Source organism: Saccharothrix sp. CB00851, assembly GCF_001905065.1.
Lineage (GTDB): Bacteria > Actinomycetota > Actinomycetes > Mycobacteriales > Pseudonocardiaceae > Actinosynnema.
The window spans coordinates 19575-33684 of sequence record NZ_LWLC01000041.1; the positions used below are offsets into that span (position 1 = coordinate 19575).

At 66.8% G+C, this 14110-nt stretch carries 15 protein-coding genes; 6 read left to right on the plus strand and 9 right to left on the minus strand.

The features are described 5' to 3' along the window. The first annotated feature begins 135 nt into the window (after positions 1 to 135). A complete protein-coding gene (locus tag A6A25_RS33155; RefSeq protein ID WP_274534363.1) occupies positions 136 to 651 on the plus strand; it encodes an NUDIX hydrolase in 516 nt (171 codons plus the stop codon). Positions 652 to 671: 20 nt separating this feature from the next. Here the strand turns inward: A6A25_RS33155 and A6A25_RS33160 are convergent, their stop codons facing one another. The 9 genes from A6A25_RS33160 to A6A25_RS33200 all read right to left on the minus strand — a co-directional run bounded on the left by A6A25_RS33160 (position 672) and on the right by A6A25_RS33200 (position 7938). Then, positions 672 to 1223 carry an NUDIX hydrolase gene (locus A6A25_RS33160; protein ID WP_073896983.1) on the minus strand — a complete coding sequence of 184 codons (552 nt, stop codon included), beginning with the start codon at positions 1221 to 1223 and terminating at the stop codon, positions 672 to 674. Further along, complete coding sequence (locus tag A6A25_RS33165; RefSeq protein ID WP_073896985.1) at positions 1220 to 2059, minus strand: class I SAM-dependent methyltransferase; 840 nt, start codon at positions 2057 to 2059, stop codon at positions 1220 to 1222. Before A6A25_RS33165 ends, A6A25_RS33160 begins: the two co-directional genes overlap by 4 nt. Before the next feature lie 70 nt (positions 2060 to 2129). Then, positions 2130 to 3050, minus strand: a complete 921-nt coding sequence (locus A6A25_RS33170; RefSeq protein ID WP_073896986.1) for a DUF2797 domain-containing protein — start codon at positions 3048 to 3050, stop codon at positions 2130 to 2132. Between the two features lie 31 nt (positions 3051 to 3081). Then, positions 3082 to 3792, minus strand: a complete 711-nt coding sequence (locus A6A25_RS33175) for a dTMP kinase (protein ID WP_198932948.1) — start codon at positions 3790 to 3792, stop codon at positions 3082 to 3084. A 5-nt stretch (positions 3793 to 3797) separates the two neighbouring features. Next, entirely contained in the window at positions 3798 to 4865 is a 1068-nt protein-coding gene (locus tag A6A25_RS33180; protein WP_198932949.1) for a hypothetical protein, read from the minus strand. Further along, complete coding sequence (locus A6A25_RS33185; RefSeq protein ID WP_073897035.1) at positions 4865 to 5680, minus strand: hypothetical protein; 816 nt, start codon at positions 5678 to 5680, stop codon at positions 4865 to 4867. The genes A6A25_RS33180 and A6A25_RS33185 overlap by 1 nt, the downstream gene beginning before the upstream one ends. Further along, positions 5680 to 6306, minus strand: a complete 627-nt coding sequence (folE, locus tag A6A25_RS33190) for a GTP cyclohydrolase I (RefSeq protein ID WP_065914414.1) — start codon at positions 6304 to 6306, stop codon at positions 5680 to 5682. The genes A6A25_RS33185 and folE overlap by 1 nt, the downstream gene beginning before the upstream one ends. A 241-nt stretch (positions 6307 to 6547) precedes the next feature. Further along, positions 6548 to 7252, minus strand: coding sequence for a 7-carboxy-7-deazaguanine synthase QueE (locus A6A25_RS33195; protein ID WP_083267853.1), 705 nt, complete (start codon positions 7250 to 7252; stop codon positions 6548 to 6550). Next, on the minus strand, positions 7249 to 7938 hold the full coding sequence (locus A6A25_RS33200) for a 6-carboxytetrahydropterin synthase (RefSeq protein ID WP_073896991.1): 690 nt from the start codon (positions 7936 to 7938) through the stop codon (positions 7249 to 7251). The genes A6A25_RS33195 and A6A25_RS33200 overlap by 4 nt, the downstream gene beginning before the upstream one ends. 275 nt (positions 7939 to 8213) lie before the next feature. On the opposite strand from A6A25_RS33200, the gene A6A25_RS33205 reads away from it, so the two are divergent. The 5 genes from A6A25_RS33205 (at position 8214) to A6A25_RS45975 (ending at position 14089) form a co-directional block, all read left to right on the plus strand. After that, on the plus strand, positions 8214 to 8747 hold the full coding sequence (locus tag A6A25_RS33205; RefSeq protein ID WP_073896992.1) for a GntR family transcriptional regulator: 534 nt from the start codon (positions 8214 to 8216) through the stop codon (positions 8745 to 8747). A gap of 33 nt (positions 8748 to 8780) precedes the next feature. Further along, positions 8781 to 9509 carry a GntR family transcriptional regulator gene (locus tag A6A25_RS33210; RefSeq protein ID WP_073897038.1) on the plus strand — a complete coding sequence of 243 codons (729 nt, stop codon included), beginning with the start codon at positions 8781 to 8783 and terminating at the stop codon, positions 9507 to 9509. Between the two features lie 466 nt (positions 9510 to 9975). Beyond that, positions 9976 to 11415 (plus strand): helix-turn-helix domain-containing protein, encoded by a 1440-nt coding sequence (locus tag A6A25_RS45970; protein ID WP_241829046.1) that lies wholly within the window; start codon positions 9976 to 9978, stop codon positions 11413 to 11415. A 14-nt stretch (positions 11416 to 11429) separates the two neighbouring features. Then, on the plus strand, positions 11430 to 11789 hold the full coding sequence (locus A6A25_RS33225) for a hypothetical protein (protein ID WP_073896994.1): 360 nt from the start codon (positions 11430 to 11432) through the stop codon (positions 11787 to 11789). An 83-nt stretch (positions 11790 to 11872) separates the two neighbouring features. Continuing rightward, positions 11873 to 14089 (plus strand): phosphotransferase, encoded by a 2217-nt coding sequence (locus tag A6A25_RS45975; RefSeq protein ID WP_143193570.1) that lies wholly within the window; start codon positions 11873 to 11875, stop codon positions 14087 to 14089. Positions 14090 to 14110: the final 21 nt, after the last annotated feature.

The following is a 14110-nucleotide window of genomic DNA, read 5'->3' on the forward strand; positions in this document are numbered from 1 at the left end:
CTGACGGTTTCCAACATTCGGGGTATGGCGGCCTCGGATGCTCGCGATGATCATCGTCGAGTGCTTGTGACACGAACCGCGTCGCCCTCTCAGCAATGTCAGGGCTAACCGCGACGTCGGCATAGGCTGGGCCAGGTGATTGACCAGTTGACCGTGGAAGCGGCGGTCGCCGATGCGCACCTTGCTGCGATGGAGTTCGATGACGCCCAGGCGTGGCTGCGCGCCCACCAGACCCTGATGGAGCCGCTCGCGGCCGAGGTCTGGGTCACCGACCCGACGTACAGCTACGTCCTGCTCGTGCGGCACCGCGTGCGCGGATGGGTACCGCCTGGCGGCAAGGTCGAGCCGGACGAAACGCCGCGAGCAGCCGCAGCCCGTGAACTCGCGGAGGAGGCCGGCGTAGCGGGCGTGCTGCTGCCTGTACCGGCCGCAGTGGCTGTCCGCTCCTTCCGTGCCGACTGGGCACCGACGCTGAGCCTGTCCTACGGGGCCGTCGTCAGTCGTGATGTGCCGCTCGGCGGGGAGACCGGGCAGCCGTCGAAGTGGGTCGACCTGGACGAGACATGGGAGAGCGTGTTCCCCGAGGACCGCGACCGCATCCGCGCATACGTGCGCCGATTGGCAGCGGGAAACGTCGTGGGAGCGCACTGAGGACCATTGCCGGTGCACGGTCAAAGGACCTGGTCAATCAAGCTCAGGGTGTCGTCGGGCAGCGTCACCAGGTGAAGCTCGTGAAGGAATCGAACCCACACCGGCTCCAAGCCGGGCTCTGCGGTGAACTGCTCCTCGCTCAGCTGCCCTTCGGCGTAGGCCGCGGTGCGGTGCGCGTACTGCTGGAGCTGGTCTTGGTGCAGCCATCGAGGGGCGCGCACCTCTTGGGCCGAAGGTCGGATCGGTCCTGACGTCTGGGCCCGGTAGATCCACCACTGATGGCCCACGCGGTCGCTGGTCGGCCGACGGCAGTGGTTGGGTCGCCATGCGGTCAGCAGCAGGTGAAGAGAGGTGACGGTCAGGCCGACTTCCTCGGCAACCTCAACGTGGGCGGCTTGCTCGGGTCCTCCGTGCAGGTCGACATGACCGGCGACCGGTGCGATCCCCGCCGGGGGCCTCGCCCGTTCGAAGACCAGCAGCCCGTCCAGTGAGGAGATGAGCACACCAACGGCCGCGTGATCGCAGTACTTTGTCCCGCTGCCGCGGCTGCTGGGCGGCGGCTGGGCGGTCAACGTAGTTCCCTGGGCCGCTGCGCGACCACTACGAGCCAGCTCGTCACGGTAGGCGTGTCGGGCTTGGTCAGCGAGTACGCCTTGTCGAGGATGTCCATCCGCTGAGCGTGCGTGAACTCCCCGTCGGGTCGAGCGAAGACCGGAATCGACAGCCACGCCTTCTTCTCGGCCATCGTGCTGTGCTGGGCGACGACCTCAGTGTCGACCACGGTCAGCCCGACGGCCGACAGGTGCTTGGTGATCGTGTCCAGCGGCAGCTTGGGAACTGCCTCGGCGGCTGGGGGCGGGGCGTAGCCGTAGTCACGGGCGGCGACCTGATGAATCAGGGTGTTCAACGACGGTCCGGTGTGCATGTTGGTCTCGTCGGGGTGGCGGACGCCGGCGAAGCCGCCGCCGACGTTGAACACGAACCGGCCACCGGGTCGTAGGACCTGGCGGACGGCGGCGAACACCTGCGGCACGTCGGTCTTCCAGATCGCGGAGTTGCACACCACGGCATCCGCCGCGCCGGGAACGTGGTCTGCCAGGTCTTCGGCAGGGGCGGTGACCCAGGACATGCGTGGGTCGGCCAGGGTACGTCGGCCAACGCGCTGCATGGCAGCGGCGTTGTCCAGCGAGACGACCTGGGCGTCGATCGGGACGAGTTCGAGGATCGCCTCTGCGGTCGCGCCGGCTCCGCCGCACAGGTCGACCACCAGGCGGCCGTCGGCGAGCTCAGCGCGCCGGGCAAGGTCTCGGCTGGTGGCCGCGTACATGGGAAAGTCACGGGTGAAGGCCGCGTACGCCTCTGCGGTGGTGTCCTCGTCCCAGCCGAGAAGGGCGTCCAGGGGTGCCATCGTGGCTACCTCGCTTCAGGGTGCAGACCGGGCTCGCCGCGGACGGACGCGACGAGCCGGGCGGGGGCGGTTAGAAGAGAGAGTTCTGGAAGGCGGCGGTGGGCGACGCGAACGGGCCGAGCGTGATGCGGCGACCCTTGAGAGCGCCGAGGTCGAGCACGTAGTCCACCTCGTCGTCTCCGTCCAGGACGGCCAGTACCTGGGTGCCGATGCACGAGACGACGGTGAAGCCGTGCTCGCCGTCGCGTAGGTCGTGTGGATACAGCATCCGTACACCGTCGGCGACGCGCATTCGGTCGCCTTCGGCAGGAGGAGTCCACGTCTCGAGCATTGCCGGGATGTCTATGGCGGCGAGTGCGTCGGCGGCGCGGGCGACGTGGTGGGCATGGGTCGCGCTCGCGGTAGACAGGTCGGTCAGGTTGGCCAGCGCCTTGAGCTTGGTCGAGGCCCGGACGGTTTGGGGCATCTGCAGGCTGCGGGTGATGGCGTCTTCGAGGTGCCGTACGGCCCGGCCGTCGGGGCTCTTGGTCAGGTAGGTGGCGGTCAGGGCGCCCTGCTCGTTGAGGCGGGATTGCTTGCGTGGTTCGGCTGCGGTGCCGATCTTGGTCGCGCCGTCGGCGAAGGTGGCGAGGTAGAGCCAGTGCGGTTGGTCCATGTACTGGCGCAGGGCTTCGGGGACGTTGCCGTCCTGGTGGAACCGGTGGGCGAAGCGGAACTCGTCCTGGCGGAAGCACCGGCCGCACTGGTCGCTCTGCTCGGTCGACGCGCGGTCGGGGCAGGCGAGGGCCTCGACGCGCACAGTGTCGGCGAACTGATACCGGCCGGTGCACCACCGGCCGGTATCAACCGCAAAGCCGAGTCGTTGGTTCATGATTTCGGCGTAGACCAGCGGCCCGTCGGGCAGCGGGGCCAGCAGCAGCCGGGGATCTCCTGTCGCCCAGGTGACGCCGTGGCACACGTACTCGCCGTCGGTCGGTTGGGTCGCTGGCATGGTGCGTTCCTCGCGGTGGCTGCGGGCGGGGTCAGATGGCGAGCTGGAGGCGGTCGGCGAGCGCGTTGGCGGCGCTCTTGAAGACGGCGTCGCGGTCCATGTTGGTCACGTCCATCGACAGCCATCCGCTGCGCTGCTCGTGCTCGCGCAGCTTCGCGAGAACGATGTCCTGGTAGCGGATGAAGTCCTCGTCCGTGGCGCCGGAGTGGCCGGTTTCCAGGGAGCTGAATTCGCCCTTGCGGGTGAGCGCGTCGCGGGCGCTGATGTGCAGGAAGAAGACCAGGTCGGGTTCTGTGAGGTGGGCGAAGACCTGCTCGGCCAAACTGGTGGAGACGTCGGGATTCACCGCGTAGCGCGCGAGGATCTTGTGGTGGGCGTTGTCGAGGATCACGTGGGTTCCGGCGGCGAGAGCGGGTTGGATGACGAGTTTGTCCTGGAGGGTGTACCAGGCGGCCAGCGCCAGCAGCCAGTAGTGGTCGCCGCACGCTTGGGCGACGCGGGCGTCGCGGCGGTAGACGAGCGCGTTGAGCCGATCGACGTAGGCGGACAACTCCGGGTCCATCGGGACTTCGGTGCTGTGCTTGCCGATCAGGATCGCTTCGTGGCCAGCCTCGTTGAGCGCTTGGTGCAGGCGGGTGGCGAGGGTGGACTTGCCCGCGCCGTCGATCCCGACCACCGTGATCTCCCGGCCGCGCGCCGGGTTGAAGAAAGGTGCTGCGTTCGTCATGTGGCGGCCCTCCAAGGGGTTCAGATCGGCCGAGCGGCCAGTCGGTTGGCGATGATGTCTTGGATCTGTCTGATGAGGACGGTGCGCCGTCGGACAACGTCGCTGTGACGCTCGTTGGACAAGTCCGCGGGGTAATGGCGCGCGAGGTTGTTGGAAATGACATGGAGATAGCCGAACTCGATCCCGGCATCGCGTGCTGCGACTCCCATAGGACCGATCTCCGGATCGACGAATGCGTGCTCGGCGTGCTCGGTCAGCCAGTCCCGGTTCTCCAGCAGGATCGAGGGCGAGGTGACGTGGACGCCGGTGTGCACGCCCGCTTGGGCGGTAGCGAAGTCACTGAAGAAATCGGGCCACGTGACGAAGCCTCCTCCTACGAGGCTCGTGTTTCCGGTGGCCAGTCGCGTGTTGGGCTCGATGTCGGGGTTCAGCGCGCCGACTTTGCCGACATAGACGACCTCGCGGGCGCCGAGCTCCGCCAGGCGCGTGACGACTCGCCCGGCGACGTCGCCCCAGATGCTGTGCAGGAAACCGAGGTAGACCACCCGGCGACCGTGGATCTCGGTGTGTTGCCAGGCGTAGCCGTGCCCGTGGTTCCACACACCGTCCGGCGGGGCGAGATGCGCCAGGCCCCAGCCGACGATTACGAGGTCGCCGTCGAGTTCGAGTTCGAGCTTCCCCACCGCGTCGCGGGACAACGTCGGGTCGGGCAACTCGTAGGTGACCGTGTCGGCCGGTTTTCCTGTCATGGACAGGTACGTAGCGATGATCAGCGCGTAGTGGTGGACGTAGTCCGCACCGGGGAACGCCTTGACGATGAGGTCACGGCCTTGGACGTCTGCGGTGGGGCGCTCGAAGTTGAACAGCTTGCCGGTCTTCTCGTGTGCGGAGATCACGGCTTCGCGGTCGTAGCCGCCGACGACATGGATGCTGTCCCAGTCGTGGTCCTGGATCAGGTGGTGCACTTTGATCTGCAGGTACCGCAGAAGGCGGTCCGGGGCCATCGTGTGCCCGTCCACCGCGATGGGCGACGGACACAATGCCGAGCCGGGTCGCGCAGTCGGGACTGTGTTGGCGAGGAGGCTCATCAGGCGGCCTCCGGGATCCGCACGCTACTGCCGGCCGCCTCGCGGACGACGGCGATGTTGCGGCGTATCAGGTCGAACCGTTCTTCGGGGATCGGTCCCAGGTTCTCAATCCGTGGGGTCGGAGGTTTCTCGTAGGGGCCGTCGGGCAGCATTGCGATGCCCATCGCGCCGAGGATGACCGGTGCGGCGCCGTCGACCGAGGCGATCCATTCGTGCTCGCGCTGTTCGGCGAGTTCCAGGTGCCCGGTGCGCCCGAGGCCGAGCAGCCGATAGACGATGCGATCCTCGATCATGCCGTGGTCTTCCAGGTACTGGGTTGCCGCCCAGCGGGTGCGGCAGAGCTGGTCTTCGGGCGCGGGACGCCGGGAGGCAGGCAGCGCGATCGCTCCGACGTAGTCGCTGGAAGCGAAGTAGTCGTAGCAGCGCAACCATTCCTGATCGTCTGCCGCGTGCAGCACCACGCACAGGCGGAACTCGTCGCTCAGTTCGAGGATCTCGCGGGCGGCTTCGTCGCTGGACTTGATGGTGGCGAGCCCGTCGCGCATGACGTCCGGGAGGATGATCTCGCAGGCGTCGACCATGCGGGCTGCCGCGATCAGGTCGGCGGCCGGCAGGGCCTGGCCCAGCTCGAAGACTCCATTGTCGACGATGATCTCCGCGCCCCGCTGGGCCTCGCGGTGGAAGAACGTACGGTAGGCAGCGTCGGTCAACACACGTTGGGCTGCCACGTGGTGGACGCTGGCGGGCTCCTGCGCTACGAAGGCGTCCAGGTAGTCGGGCGGCGCGATCGCGGAGAAGGCGATGCTCTTGGTCATCAGGCGGTCCTCCACCTGTCGGTGGCGAGGGTGAGGAATTGTTGGGAGAGCACAGGATCGCTCTCGAATCGACCACCGGACTGCACTGTGGTGGTACGAGCTGCCTCCATCCGCACACCTCGCGCACTCATGCACAGGTGCGTGCCGCGGACCGCGACGGCCACGTCGTTGCTGCCAAGCACGGCGGCGATCTCGTTCGCTACCTCCCGGGTGAAGCGCTCCTGCACCTGAAGGCGACCCGCGTACTGCTGTGCGATGCGGCCGAACTTCGACAGGCCCATCACCTCGCCGTCCGGTACGTAACCGACGGCGACGTCCAGGTTCATGGGCAGCAGGTGGTGCTCGCACAGCGACCAGACGCTCATGCCACCGATCACGACCAACTGGCCGCTCAGGTGTTGCTCGGGGAAGCAGGTCGGTGTGGCCGACGGCTGTGGGGAGAGGAAACTGAGCCACCATGCGGCGACTCTGGCCGGCGTGTCCGACAGGCCCTCCCGTCCGGGGTCCTCGCCGATCGCGGCCAGAAGTTGGCCGACAAGATCGGCGACGCGCTCGGTGTCGACCAGGCCCGGCGACGCCAGGTCCTGGCTTCCGCTGGGTGCCGGTCTGTCGAGGGTGTTGGTCACGGATTTCGCCTCGCTTCCGGGTTTGATAAGTGGGTGAAGGACGTCAGTAGCGGCGGCGGCTGCTGCTGGTAGAGCCCCGGCGCGCAGGTTTTGGGCAACCCGCCAACGCAGCGACGGCGACTACGAGCATCAGGGCGGTCTCGGTCAGGTCCTCGGAACCCGTGCCCCCAAGGGACGTCACCGAGGTCGTGGTGCTGGCGCTGGGAAACGCCTGATCCAGTGCTCGGTCTGGGAATCGTTGTCACCGCGCCCCGGTCAGGATGTGCAGGCGGGTGGAGACATTCCACCCGCGTTCAGTGGCCGGGCCGTAGAGCGCGTCCATGCCGGCCAGAACCTTCTCCTGGGTGGTGCCTTCCGGCATCACCCACACCGGAGCCAGCCGGTGCTCCTCGACGAGCTGGGCGATCTCGTCGAGGTCGCGGCCGGGCTCGGTGACCACGAACTTGAACACCGCGCGGCCTGTCGCAACCAACGCCGAGAGGGCATCGGCCTTGATGCGGGTGGAGTAGGTCATGCCGGAGTTCGCAAGTTTCGGACTCACCACCCAGAGGTCGACCACGGAGGCAAGTTCCGGTGTGGGCGCAATCGTGCCGTTGGTTTCAACCTGCACCCGAACGTCCGCCAGGCCGCGGGCCAGGGCGATCATGGCGGGCTGCTGCAACATCGGCTCCCCGCCGGTGATCACCATCATGTCCACGCCGCGCTCACGCACCCACGACACCAGCTCGGTGACGGGGACTCTGTCGCTGACCTCGGCCGGGTTGTACCTGTTCCAGTCCCAGCTCTCTGGGGTGTCGCAGTAGCTGCACCGCAGGTTGCACCGGGAGAATCGGACGAACACGCAGCGCTGCCCGGTCCACGGGCCTTCGCCCTGGAACGACTCGAACTTCTCCGTGAGAATCGCGGAACCCTCTACACGTCCGGGAGGCAAAGGCGGGGTGCTCACGAAGCATCGCCTCGTTCCCACAGGCCGGTGGTGGTACCCGACTCGACCCGTACGGACACGAGTCGACCGCGGATCCCCGGCTCGACGCTGTCGACGAACCAACCAGCCAGGTGAGCGACCAGTGCAGGGCCAGCAGCACGTAACCCTGCGTCGGCGTCAGACGCCTGGAGGTACGCCCCGAACGGCTTCAGGTCACCGAAATCGGTGATGAACCCAACCTTGTCCAGCCCGTCCGCTCCGAGCACCAGCGTGACGTCGCCGTGGCTGGTCTTGAAGGTCTTCGAGATCGTGACCTCACCGGTGACGCCGTCACAGAGCGCCGATGTAGTCGCGGTCTCCGACACCACCATCGCGACCAGCGTGATCGGCATCGCCGATTCCATGTTGTCCCGGAACCACTCGGCAAGGTGAGCAGCGAGAAGCTCGCTCGTCGGGTGGAAGGGGACCTGCTCGTTGAGCAACCGGTGGTCGAATGTCGCGGCCAGATAATCCCCGAGCGGCGACAGATCTCCTGAGGCGTCACCGCGCACGAGTGCCGAAGCGGTCACCGTGTAGTTGTGGCCGTGGTTGCGGCGACACTTGTGACTGGCTGGCAACAGCCTCAGCTCGTGGCTGGCACTGAAGCCGAACGACTGCGAGATGGTGATCTGACCGTCCGCCACGCACTTCTCCTCGGTGGCCTTCATGTAGCTCTCCTTCCTCGGTCATGCCGAATGGCACTCGGACGATGTGCGCTGGCGGCGGAGCTGTCCTTGTCGGGCCGGACGACGCAGCGGCCAGAAAGTCCGAGGGTGGAGCGGCACCAGCGGCGATCTGTAGTACCTTCACTTCCGATCAACCTTACTGCGATACCCGAAAGGTGACAAGGTTGTCGGACGAGCGTCGAGGGTGGCCTTGCTGCCTTACGACTAAGGTCAACGGCGGGAGCACCTCCCACCGCGAGACACAAGGAGGGCGAGCGATGGCGAGCGCCGGCCCGTGGACGAGCGTGTCGATGCCTTATGTGAGCGGTCACCGCGGCGACGCCTGGGGTGCCGAGGCAGCAGAGCACGGTGGCACGGGAACTCAGAAGCTGCTGAGTGTTGACGAGGTGGTCGCCTCCGCGACGGTCGCCGACATGCTGGGCCTGGCTGCGGGCGAGGCGGTGGTCGTGCGCCGCCGCCTCATGCTGTTCAACGACCACCCGGTCGAACTCGTCGATTCGTACTACCCCGCGAACATCGCTCGGGGCACCAGGCTGGCCGAGCATCGCAAGATCCCCGGCGGTGCCGTTGCCCTCCTGGCCGACCTCGGTTATCCGCCTCGTCGCGTCCGGGAAGACGTCAGCGCGCGCTTGGCCACACCAGACGAACGGGCCGCGCTCGCGCTGGACGATCCGTCCTGCGTGCTGGTGCTCGCCCGCGCGCTCGTCACCGAGAGCGATCTGCCCGTCGAAGCCAGCGTGATGACGATGGTGGCCGAGGGGCGACGGCTGCGATACGAGCTGACGCCGTGACCGATCCCCTGACGGCGTCTCTTGGAGTCGGTCTTGCCTCGCGCGCGTGACACCCGACCCCGGCATCAGCAGATCGCGGCGGAACTGCGCGATCTCATCATGCGTGGCGAGTTGAGCCCAGGTACGCAACTGCCGTCCACCGCGCAGCTCGTCGAGCGGTACGGCGCAGCGAACGCCACCATCCAGCACGCGCTGAAGGCGCTGAAGGACGAAGGCTTCCTTGACAGCCGTGTCGGCAAAGGCGTCTACGTCCGCGATCGGCAGCCGTTCATCATCGACGCCTCCGCCTACATCAAGCCTGAACCAGGCCGGTTCCGCTACCAGCTGCTCAATGTCGACAACGTCGTCCCGCCCGCGGACATAGTCGACGGATTGCAGCTGGCGTCGGGCGCTACCGCAATCGTCCGCACCAGAATCCTCGTCCACGACGAGCAGCCCGTGGAGATGTCCGCGTCGTACTACCCAGCTGAGATCGCCGCGAACAGCAGCCTGGCGAAGGCCGCCAAGATCCGCGGAGGCGCACCCCAGGTCCTCGCCGACCTCGGGTTTCCCCAGCGGACCTTCGTCGACCGGATTTCGGCCCGCCCCCCGACGGTGGAGGAAGCCGAGACGCTGGACCTCCCTGACGGGACGCCAGTGATCCGGCAGTTGCGCGTCATCTACAGCGACAACGAACGCCCCGTCGAAGCCTCGGTCCTCATCAAGGGCGCCCACCTGTACGAGCTGCTGTACCGCCAGACCGTAGAGACCGAGTTGGGCTAGAGCCACGGTGTCGAGGGGTTCGATTTCAGACACGGCAACTGCATTGGTGACGATCTCCTCATCGGTTACGCCCTGGAACTACCAAATGGCCCGAGCCCTAAATGCGTGCATCGAGCGTGCTCACCAGCACGTCCGCGTGAACGGCGGGCTCCCGATCGACGGGGAGGGTGGTCTGACCATCGGACATCCACAGCCGCACGTTCTGGCGAAGGCGCTACTAGTCACTCGGGCTGCCGCTGGAGACAGAAGGCCGCCCAGACCGCAGCGACCTCAGTCAACTTCCAATGATCAACGGCTGCCAGAGCGACGATGCGGCGGCAATGAGGCGGCAACGAGGCGTCACCGTCTCTGACCTGCAAAAACGCCTTTTGTGCGGCGGTAGTCCGAACGGGTGCTGCTCGCCGAGCGGGTGATCAGACTTGACCGGTAGCTGGTTATCGTGGCATTGGACCGACGGAGCGAGGTGATGTTCATGGGCGACCGGCGAGAGGCGTTCGCGGCGCGGCGTGAGCTGATGGGCTACACCCAGGAAAGCCTCGCTGCAGCCGTCGGTGTGGAGTTTTCGACCGTGGGCCGCTGGGAGCGCGGTGATCTGACTCCGCAGCCGTACCGCAGGCCACGTATCGCGAAGGCGCTGGGGATCAGCCTCGAAGAGCTGGGCACGTTGCTTGCCTCGGCACCATCCCGGCAGATGACTGCTCCGCCCTCGGCCGCCGTACCAGCCCGAGCGGCGAATGCCGGCGCAGGAGGCCCGCTCGACACGCAGCCCACCGCGCACGGTGGTGCTCAAGTCCGTCTCGAAGCCGCCGCGCCACGAGCGGGTGGCAGGCTGTTCGGAAGGGAGGCCGTCCCTGTTCAGCCCGACCTTGCGGAGACAGACGACATGAACCGTCGCGACCTACTGCGCCTGTTCACCATGAGCGGTGCCCTGCTGGCGTTGCCTGCGGTCGAACCGGTCCTCGCCGACGTGGACAGGCTTGCCGCAGTGGCTCGAACCGGCGCGGTGGATTCCGCGGCGGCAGCCGAGTTCGCCCAGTTCAACAGCCACCTGTGGCGGGTCTACGCACTCGCGCCGACCAAGAGCGAGGTACTTCCCCTCGTCCGCGCACAGCTCGATGTTCTGTCGACGGGCCTGCGTCATCCGCAGACCCCGGCCATCCGGCAGCGACTCTGCGAGTTGTCCGCCGACCTCTTCCAGTTGGCGGGCGAGATCTTCTTCGACGGTGACCGATACACCGACGCCGCCCACTGCTACACCCTGGCCGCGACAGCAGGCAAGGAAGCCGATGCCCCGGACCTCTGGTCCTGCGCGTTGACCAGGCACGCCTTCATCGCCGTGTACGAGCGCCAGTTCGATGAGGCTGCTCCGCTGCTCGAACTGGCCGCCAACCTGGCCCGCCGGGGCGATCCTGCCCTCTCGACCCGGCAATGGATCGCAGCTGTGCAGGCAGAAACCTTCGCCGGTCTCGGCGACCTGGACGCCTGCCAGCGCGCACTCGACACGGCAGCCGAGGTCCAGCACCTTCAGGGGCCGGTTCACAACGGTGGCTGGCTCCGATTCGATGGTTCACGCCTGGCCGAGGAACGCGGCACCTGCTACGTCAACCTCGGCCGCTACGACCTTGCCGAAGCCGCCCTGACCGACGCGCTGGCCAGCGTCCTGACCGCCCGCCGGAAGGCCGGTGTTCTCACCGACCTGGCGATGATCGGAGTGCATCGGCGCAATCCTGACCAAGTCGCGACCTACGCCGACGCCGCCCTGGCCACCGCCCGTCAGACCGGCTCCGGAGTCATCGCGCGCAAACTGCGTGGCCTACAGCCGCACCTGGCCCCTTTGCTCACCGACCAGCAGATCCAGCGGCTCGACGCCGAGATCACCGAACTCGTCGGCAACCGCGCCGCATGATGGAGGACGACAGAATGCAGAACGACCGTGGCCGCGTGTTCCGCGAGGCGTGGATCGCCGGAGTCACCAAGCATTACCCCGGCGAGCCCAAGCCCGGCTACATCACTCCGTGGGATGAGACGCCGGACTGGGAACGTGACGCCGCGACCGCTGTGTACGACCAGGTCCTCGCCTTCATCAGGGCGACCGACGGCGCCACCGCCAAGCTCACTTCGGACCAGAAAGGCCGCTTCGTCGCGCTGTGCTGGATCGGCCAGATCTACAAGCACTTCCCCGACCCGAAGCCGTCCTACGTCGCGGACTGGAACGACCTGCCCGACTGGCAGAAGGCCACGGACATCGACATCTTCGAGCGCATCGAACAGGACGCCTGACCGTGTGACGGCATCGGCAGACATACGGCGTGGCTACTCGCCGACCAGGCTGGTGGCTGAATCAGGCAAGCGAGGTGAGCGGCGTGGGCGACAAACGCGAGGCGTTCGCGGCTCGACGTGAGGCGATGGGCTTCACTCAGGAAGGGCTCGCTGCTGCTGTTGGTGTGGAGTTCTCCACCGTCGGGCGGTGGGAACGTGGCGCCCTGACGCCTCAACCGTGGCGGCGCCCTCGGATCGCGAAGGCGCTGGGCGTCTCCCTCGATGAGCTAAACGTGCTGCTCGGCCAAGGGCCGACCCACGGCTCACAGGATCTGCCGCAGTCGGTCACAGGGCAAGCGACCTGGGGACGATCCCGGCAAACCTCCCTGGTGTCGAGCTCGCCCGCTTCTGCGCTCACCGCCGCGTATGACCCCGCCAGAAGCCTCGACATGGGGCAGGTGCCCGCTGAGTTCCTCGAGTCACTCACCTTGACCGTGAAGCCGCCGCGGCGGATCGGATGGGCCGAGGTCGAGCAGGTCAAGCTGATGACGAGCACGCTGGCCGCCAGCGAGAACCTGTATGGCGGAGGCATGGCCGGTGAAGCGGGGGCCGCGCATCTGCGGTGGGCTGGCCACCTGTTGAGTGCCCGAGCCAGCGCCGCCGTCGAAGCGGGGATGTTCGAGGCCATCGGAAACCTTGCGGGAGTGGTGGCGTTCTCGGCTTTCGACGTCGGAAACCACGACGCAGCGGCTCGATGCTTTCGCTTCGGTCTGTGGTGCGCCGAGCAGGGTGGCTCGTGGGAGTTGCGTGCCGCGACCCTCGCCGATATGGCACGCCAAGCCATCTACCTCGGCAACCTGGACGACGCGCTGTCCTTGATCGAGTTCGCCCAGGTGCGAGCTGACCGGTTGACCGCCACCGCGCGAGCCATGATCGGTGTGGTCCGGGCCCGGTTGTTGGCAATGCTGGGCCGCCACAACGAAGCGCGAGCCGAAGTCGACCGTGCGGATACCTACTTCGCCCAACGGCAACCGGAGACCAATCCACCCTGGCTGGTGTACTACGACGAAGCCGAGCACGCGGGGAGCAGCGCGCGGGCACTTACTCCGCTCGCCGTCGCGGAAAGCAGCCAGGGGACGCCGCCGAGCGTCTTGTCTCGGCGATTCGACTGCATAGCGACGCCTATCCGCGCTCGCGGGCATTCTCCAGGGCGCGCCTGGCTACCTTGCACATGGCGATCGGGGATCCGCGTGAAGCCGTCCTCTTTGGACGGCAAGCCCTCGACGACGCCGCGATGTTGCACTCACGACGGATGGACGAGGAACTCGCCAAGCTGGCGCGGGCGTGCCAACAGCATCGTGCGATACCCGAAGTGGCCGAATTCTCGGAACTCGTGGAATCCGGTACAGCCGATGTCTGACGTGGACACGGGCCTGGTCTTGTCTGGAGATCCGCGTGACGTGCTGATGGTAGCGGCCAGGAAAGCCGGTCTGCCTACCGCAGAAGCGACCTTGATCCGTGACGGCACCAACGTCATCTACGAGATGGCCGACGGTGTCGTGGCTCGTGTGGGCCCTCCAGGCTCGCAGCTAGTCGCCGCCCGTCAAATCCAGGCGGCGCATTGGCTGGCTGACGCCGGAATCGCCGTCGTACGTGCCGTCGACGACATCGACCAGCCCACGGTTGTTGGAACTCGACCCGTGACGTGGTGGGTACGGCTTCCTGATCACCGCCACGCCACGCCGGCCGAATTGGGCGCAGTCCTGGGCCGCCTGCACGCGCTGGACGTACCAGAATCGCCTTCGTTCCCCGTTGTCGACCCTTTCGAAGGGCTGCGCGAGTCAATCGACGGCGGTACCGCCTTGTCGGAGGATGACCGAGCCTGGCTTCGAGATCTTGCACAGCTGCTCCACGGTGAGTACTCGATGCTGGTTCCGACCTTGTCTCGGTGCGTCATCCACGGCGATGCGTGGCAGGGCAACGTTGTTGTCCCCAGAGCGGGTGGCGGCCCCGTGTTGCTGGATCTCGACCATGTCGGGATCGGACTTCGGGAGTGGGACCTGGTCTCGCTGGCGGTCGACTACACCGACTTCGCCCGGCTCACGGACTTGGATTACCAGGCTTTCGTGGACGCCTACGGCGGCTATGACATGACCGCGTGGTCTGGCTACCGCACCCTGGCGACGATCAGAGAACTACGTTGGACAGCTTTCGTCCTTGGTAAAGCCAAAACCAGCACGGAAGCAGCCCAACAGGTGCGGCACCGGGTGGCGTGCCTGCGTGGCGAGATCGAGCGGCCTTGGTCGTGGTCGGCGTTTTGAGTCGGCGGCCCCTGACTTACT

What these genes read in the sequence shown, in the direction of transcription:
- A6A25_RS33180 (WP_198932949.1), bottom strand. Translation starts at nt 4,865, where the DNA reads ATGAGCCTCCTCGCCAACACAGTCCCGACTGCGCGACCCGGCTCGGCA.
- A6A25_RS45970 (WP_241829046.1), top strand. Translation starts at nt 9,976, where the DNA reads ATGTTCATGGGCGACCGGCGAGAGGCGTTCGCGGCGCGGCGTGAGCTG.
- A6A25_RS33165 (WP_073896985.1), bottom strand. Translation starts at nt 2,059, where the DNA reads ATGGCACCCCTGGACGCCCTTCTCGGCTGGGACGAGGACACCACCGCA.
- A6A25_RS33225 (WP_073896994.1), top strand. Translation starts at nt 11,430, where the DNA reads ATGCAGAACGACCGTGGCCGCGTGTTCCGCGAGGCGTGGATCGCCGGA.
- A6A25_RS33205 (WP_073896992.1), top strand. Translation starts at nt 8,214, where the DNA reads ATGGCGAGCGCCGGCCCGTGGACGAGCGTGTCGATGCCTTATGTGAGC.
- A6A25_RS33170 (WP_073896986.1), bottom strand. Translation starts at nt 3,050, where the DNA reads ATGCCAGCGACCCAACCGACCGACGGCGAGTACGTGTGCCACGGCGTC.
- A6A25_RS33185 (WP_073897035.1), bottom strand. Translation starts at nt 5,680, where the DNA reads ATGACCAAGAGCATCGCCTTCTCCGCGATCGCGCCGCCCGACTACCTG.
- A6A25_RS33200 (WP_073896991.1), bottom strand. Translation starts at nt 7,938, where the DNA reads ATGAAGGCCACCGAGGAGAAGTGCGTGGCGGACGGTCAGATCACCATC.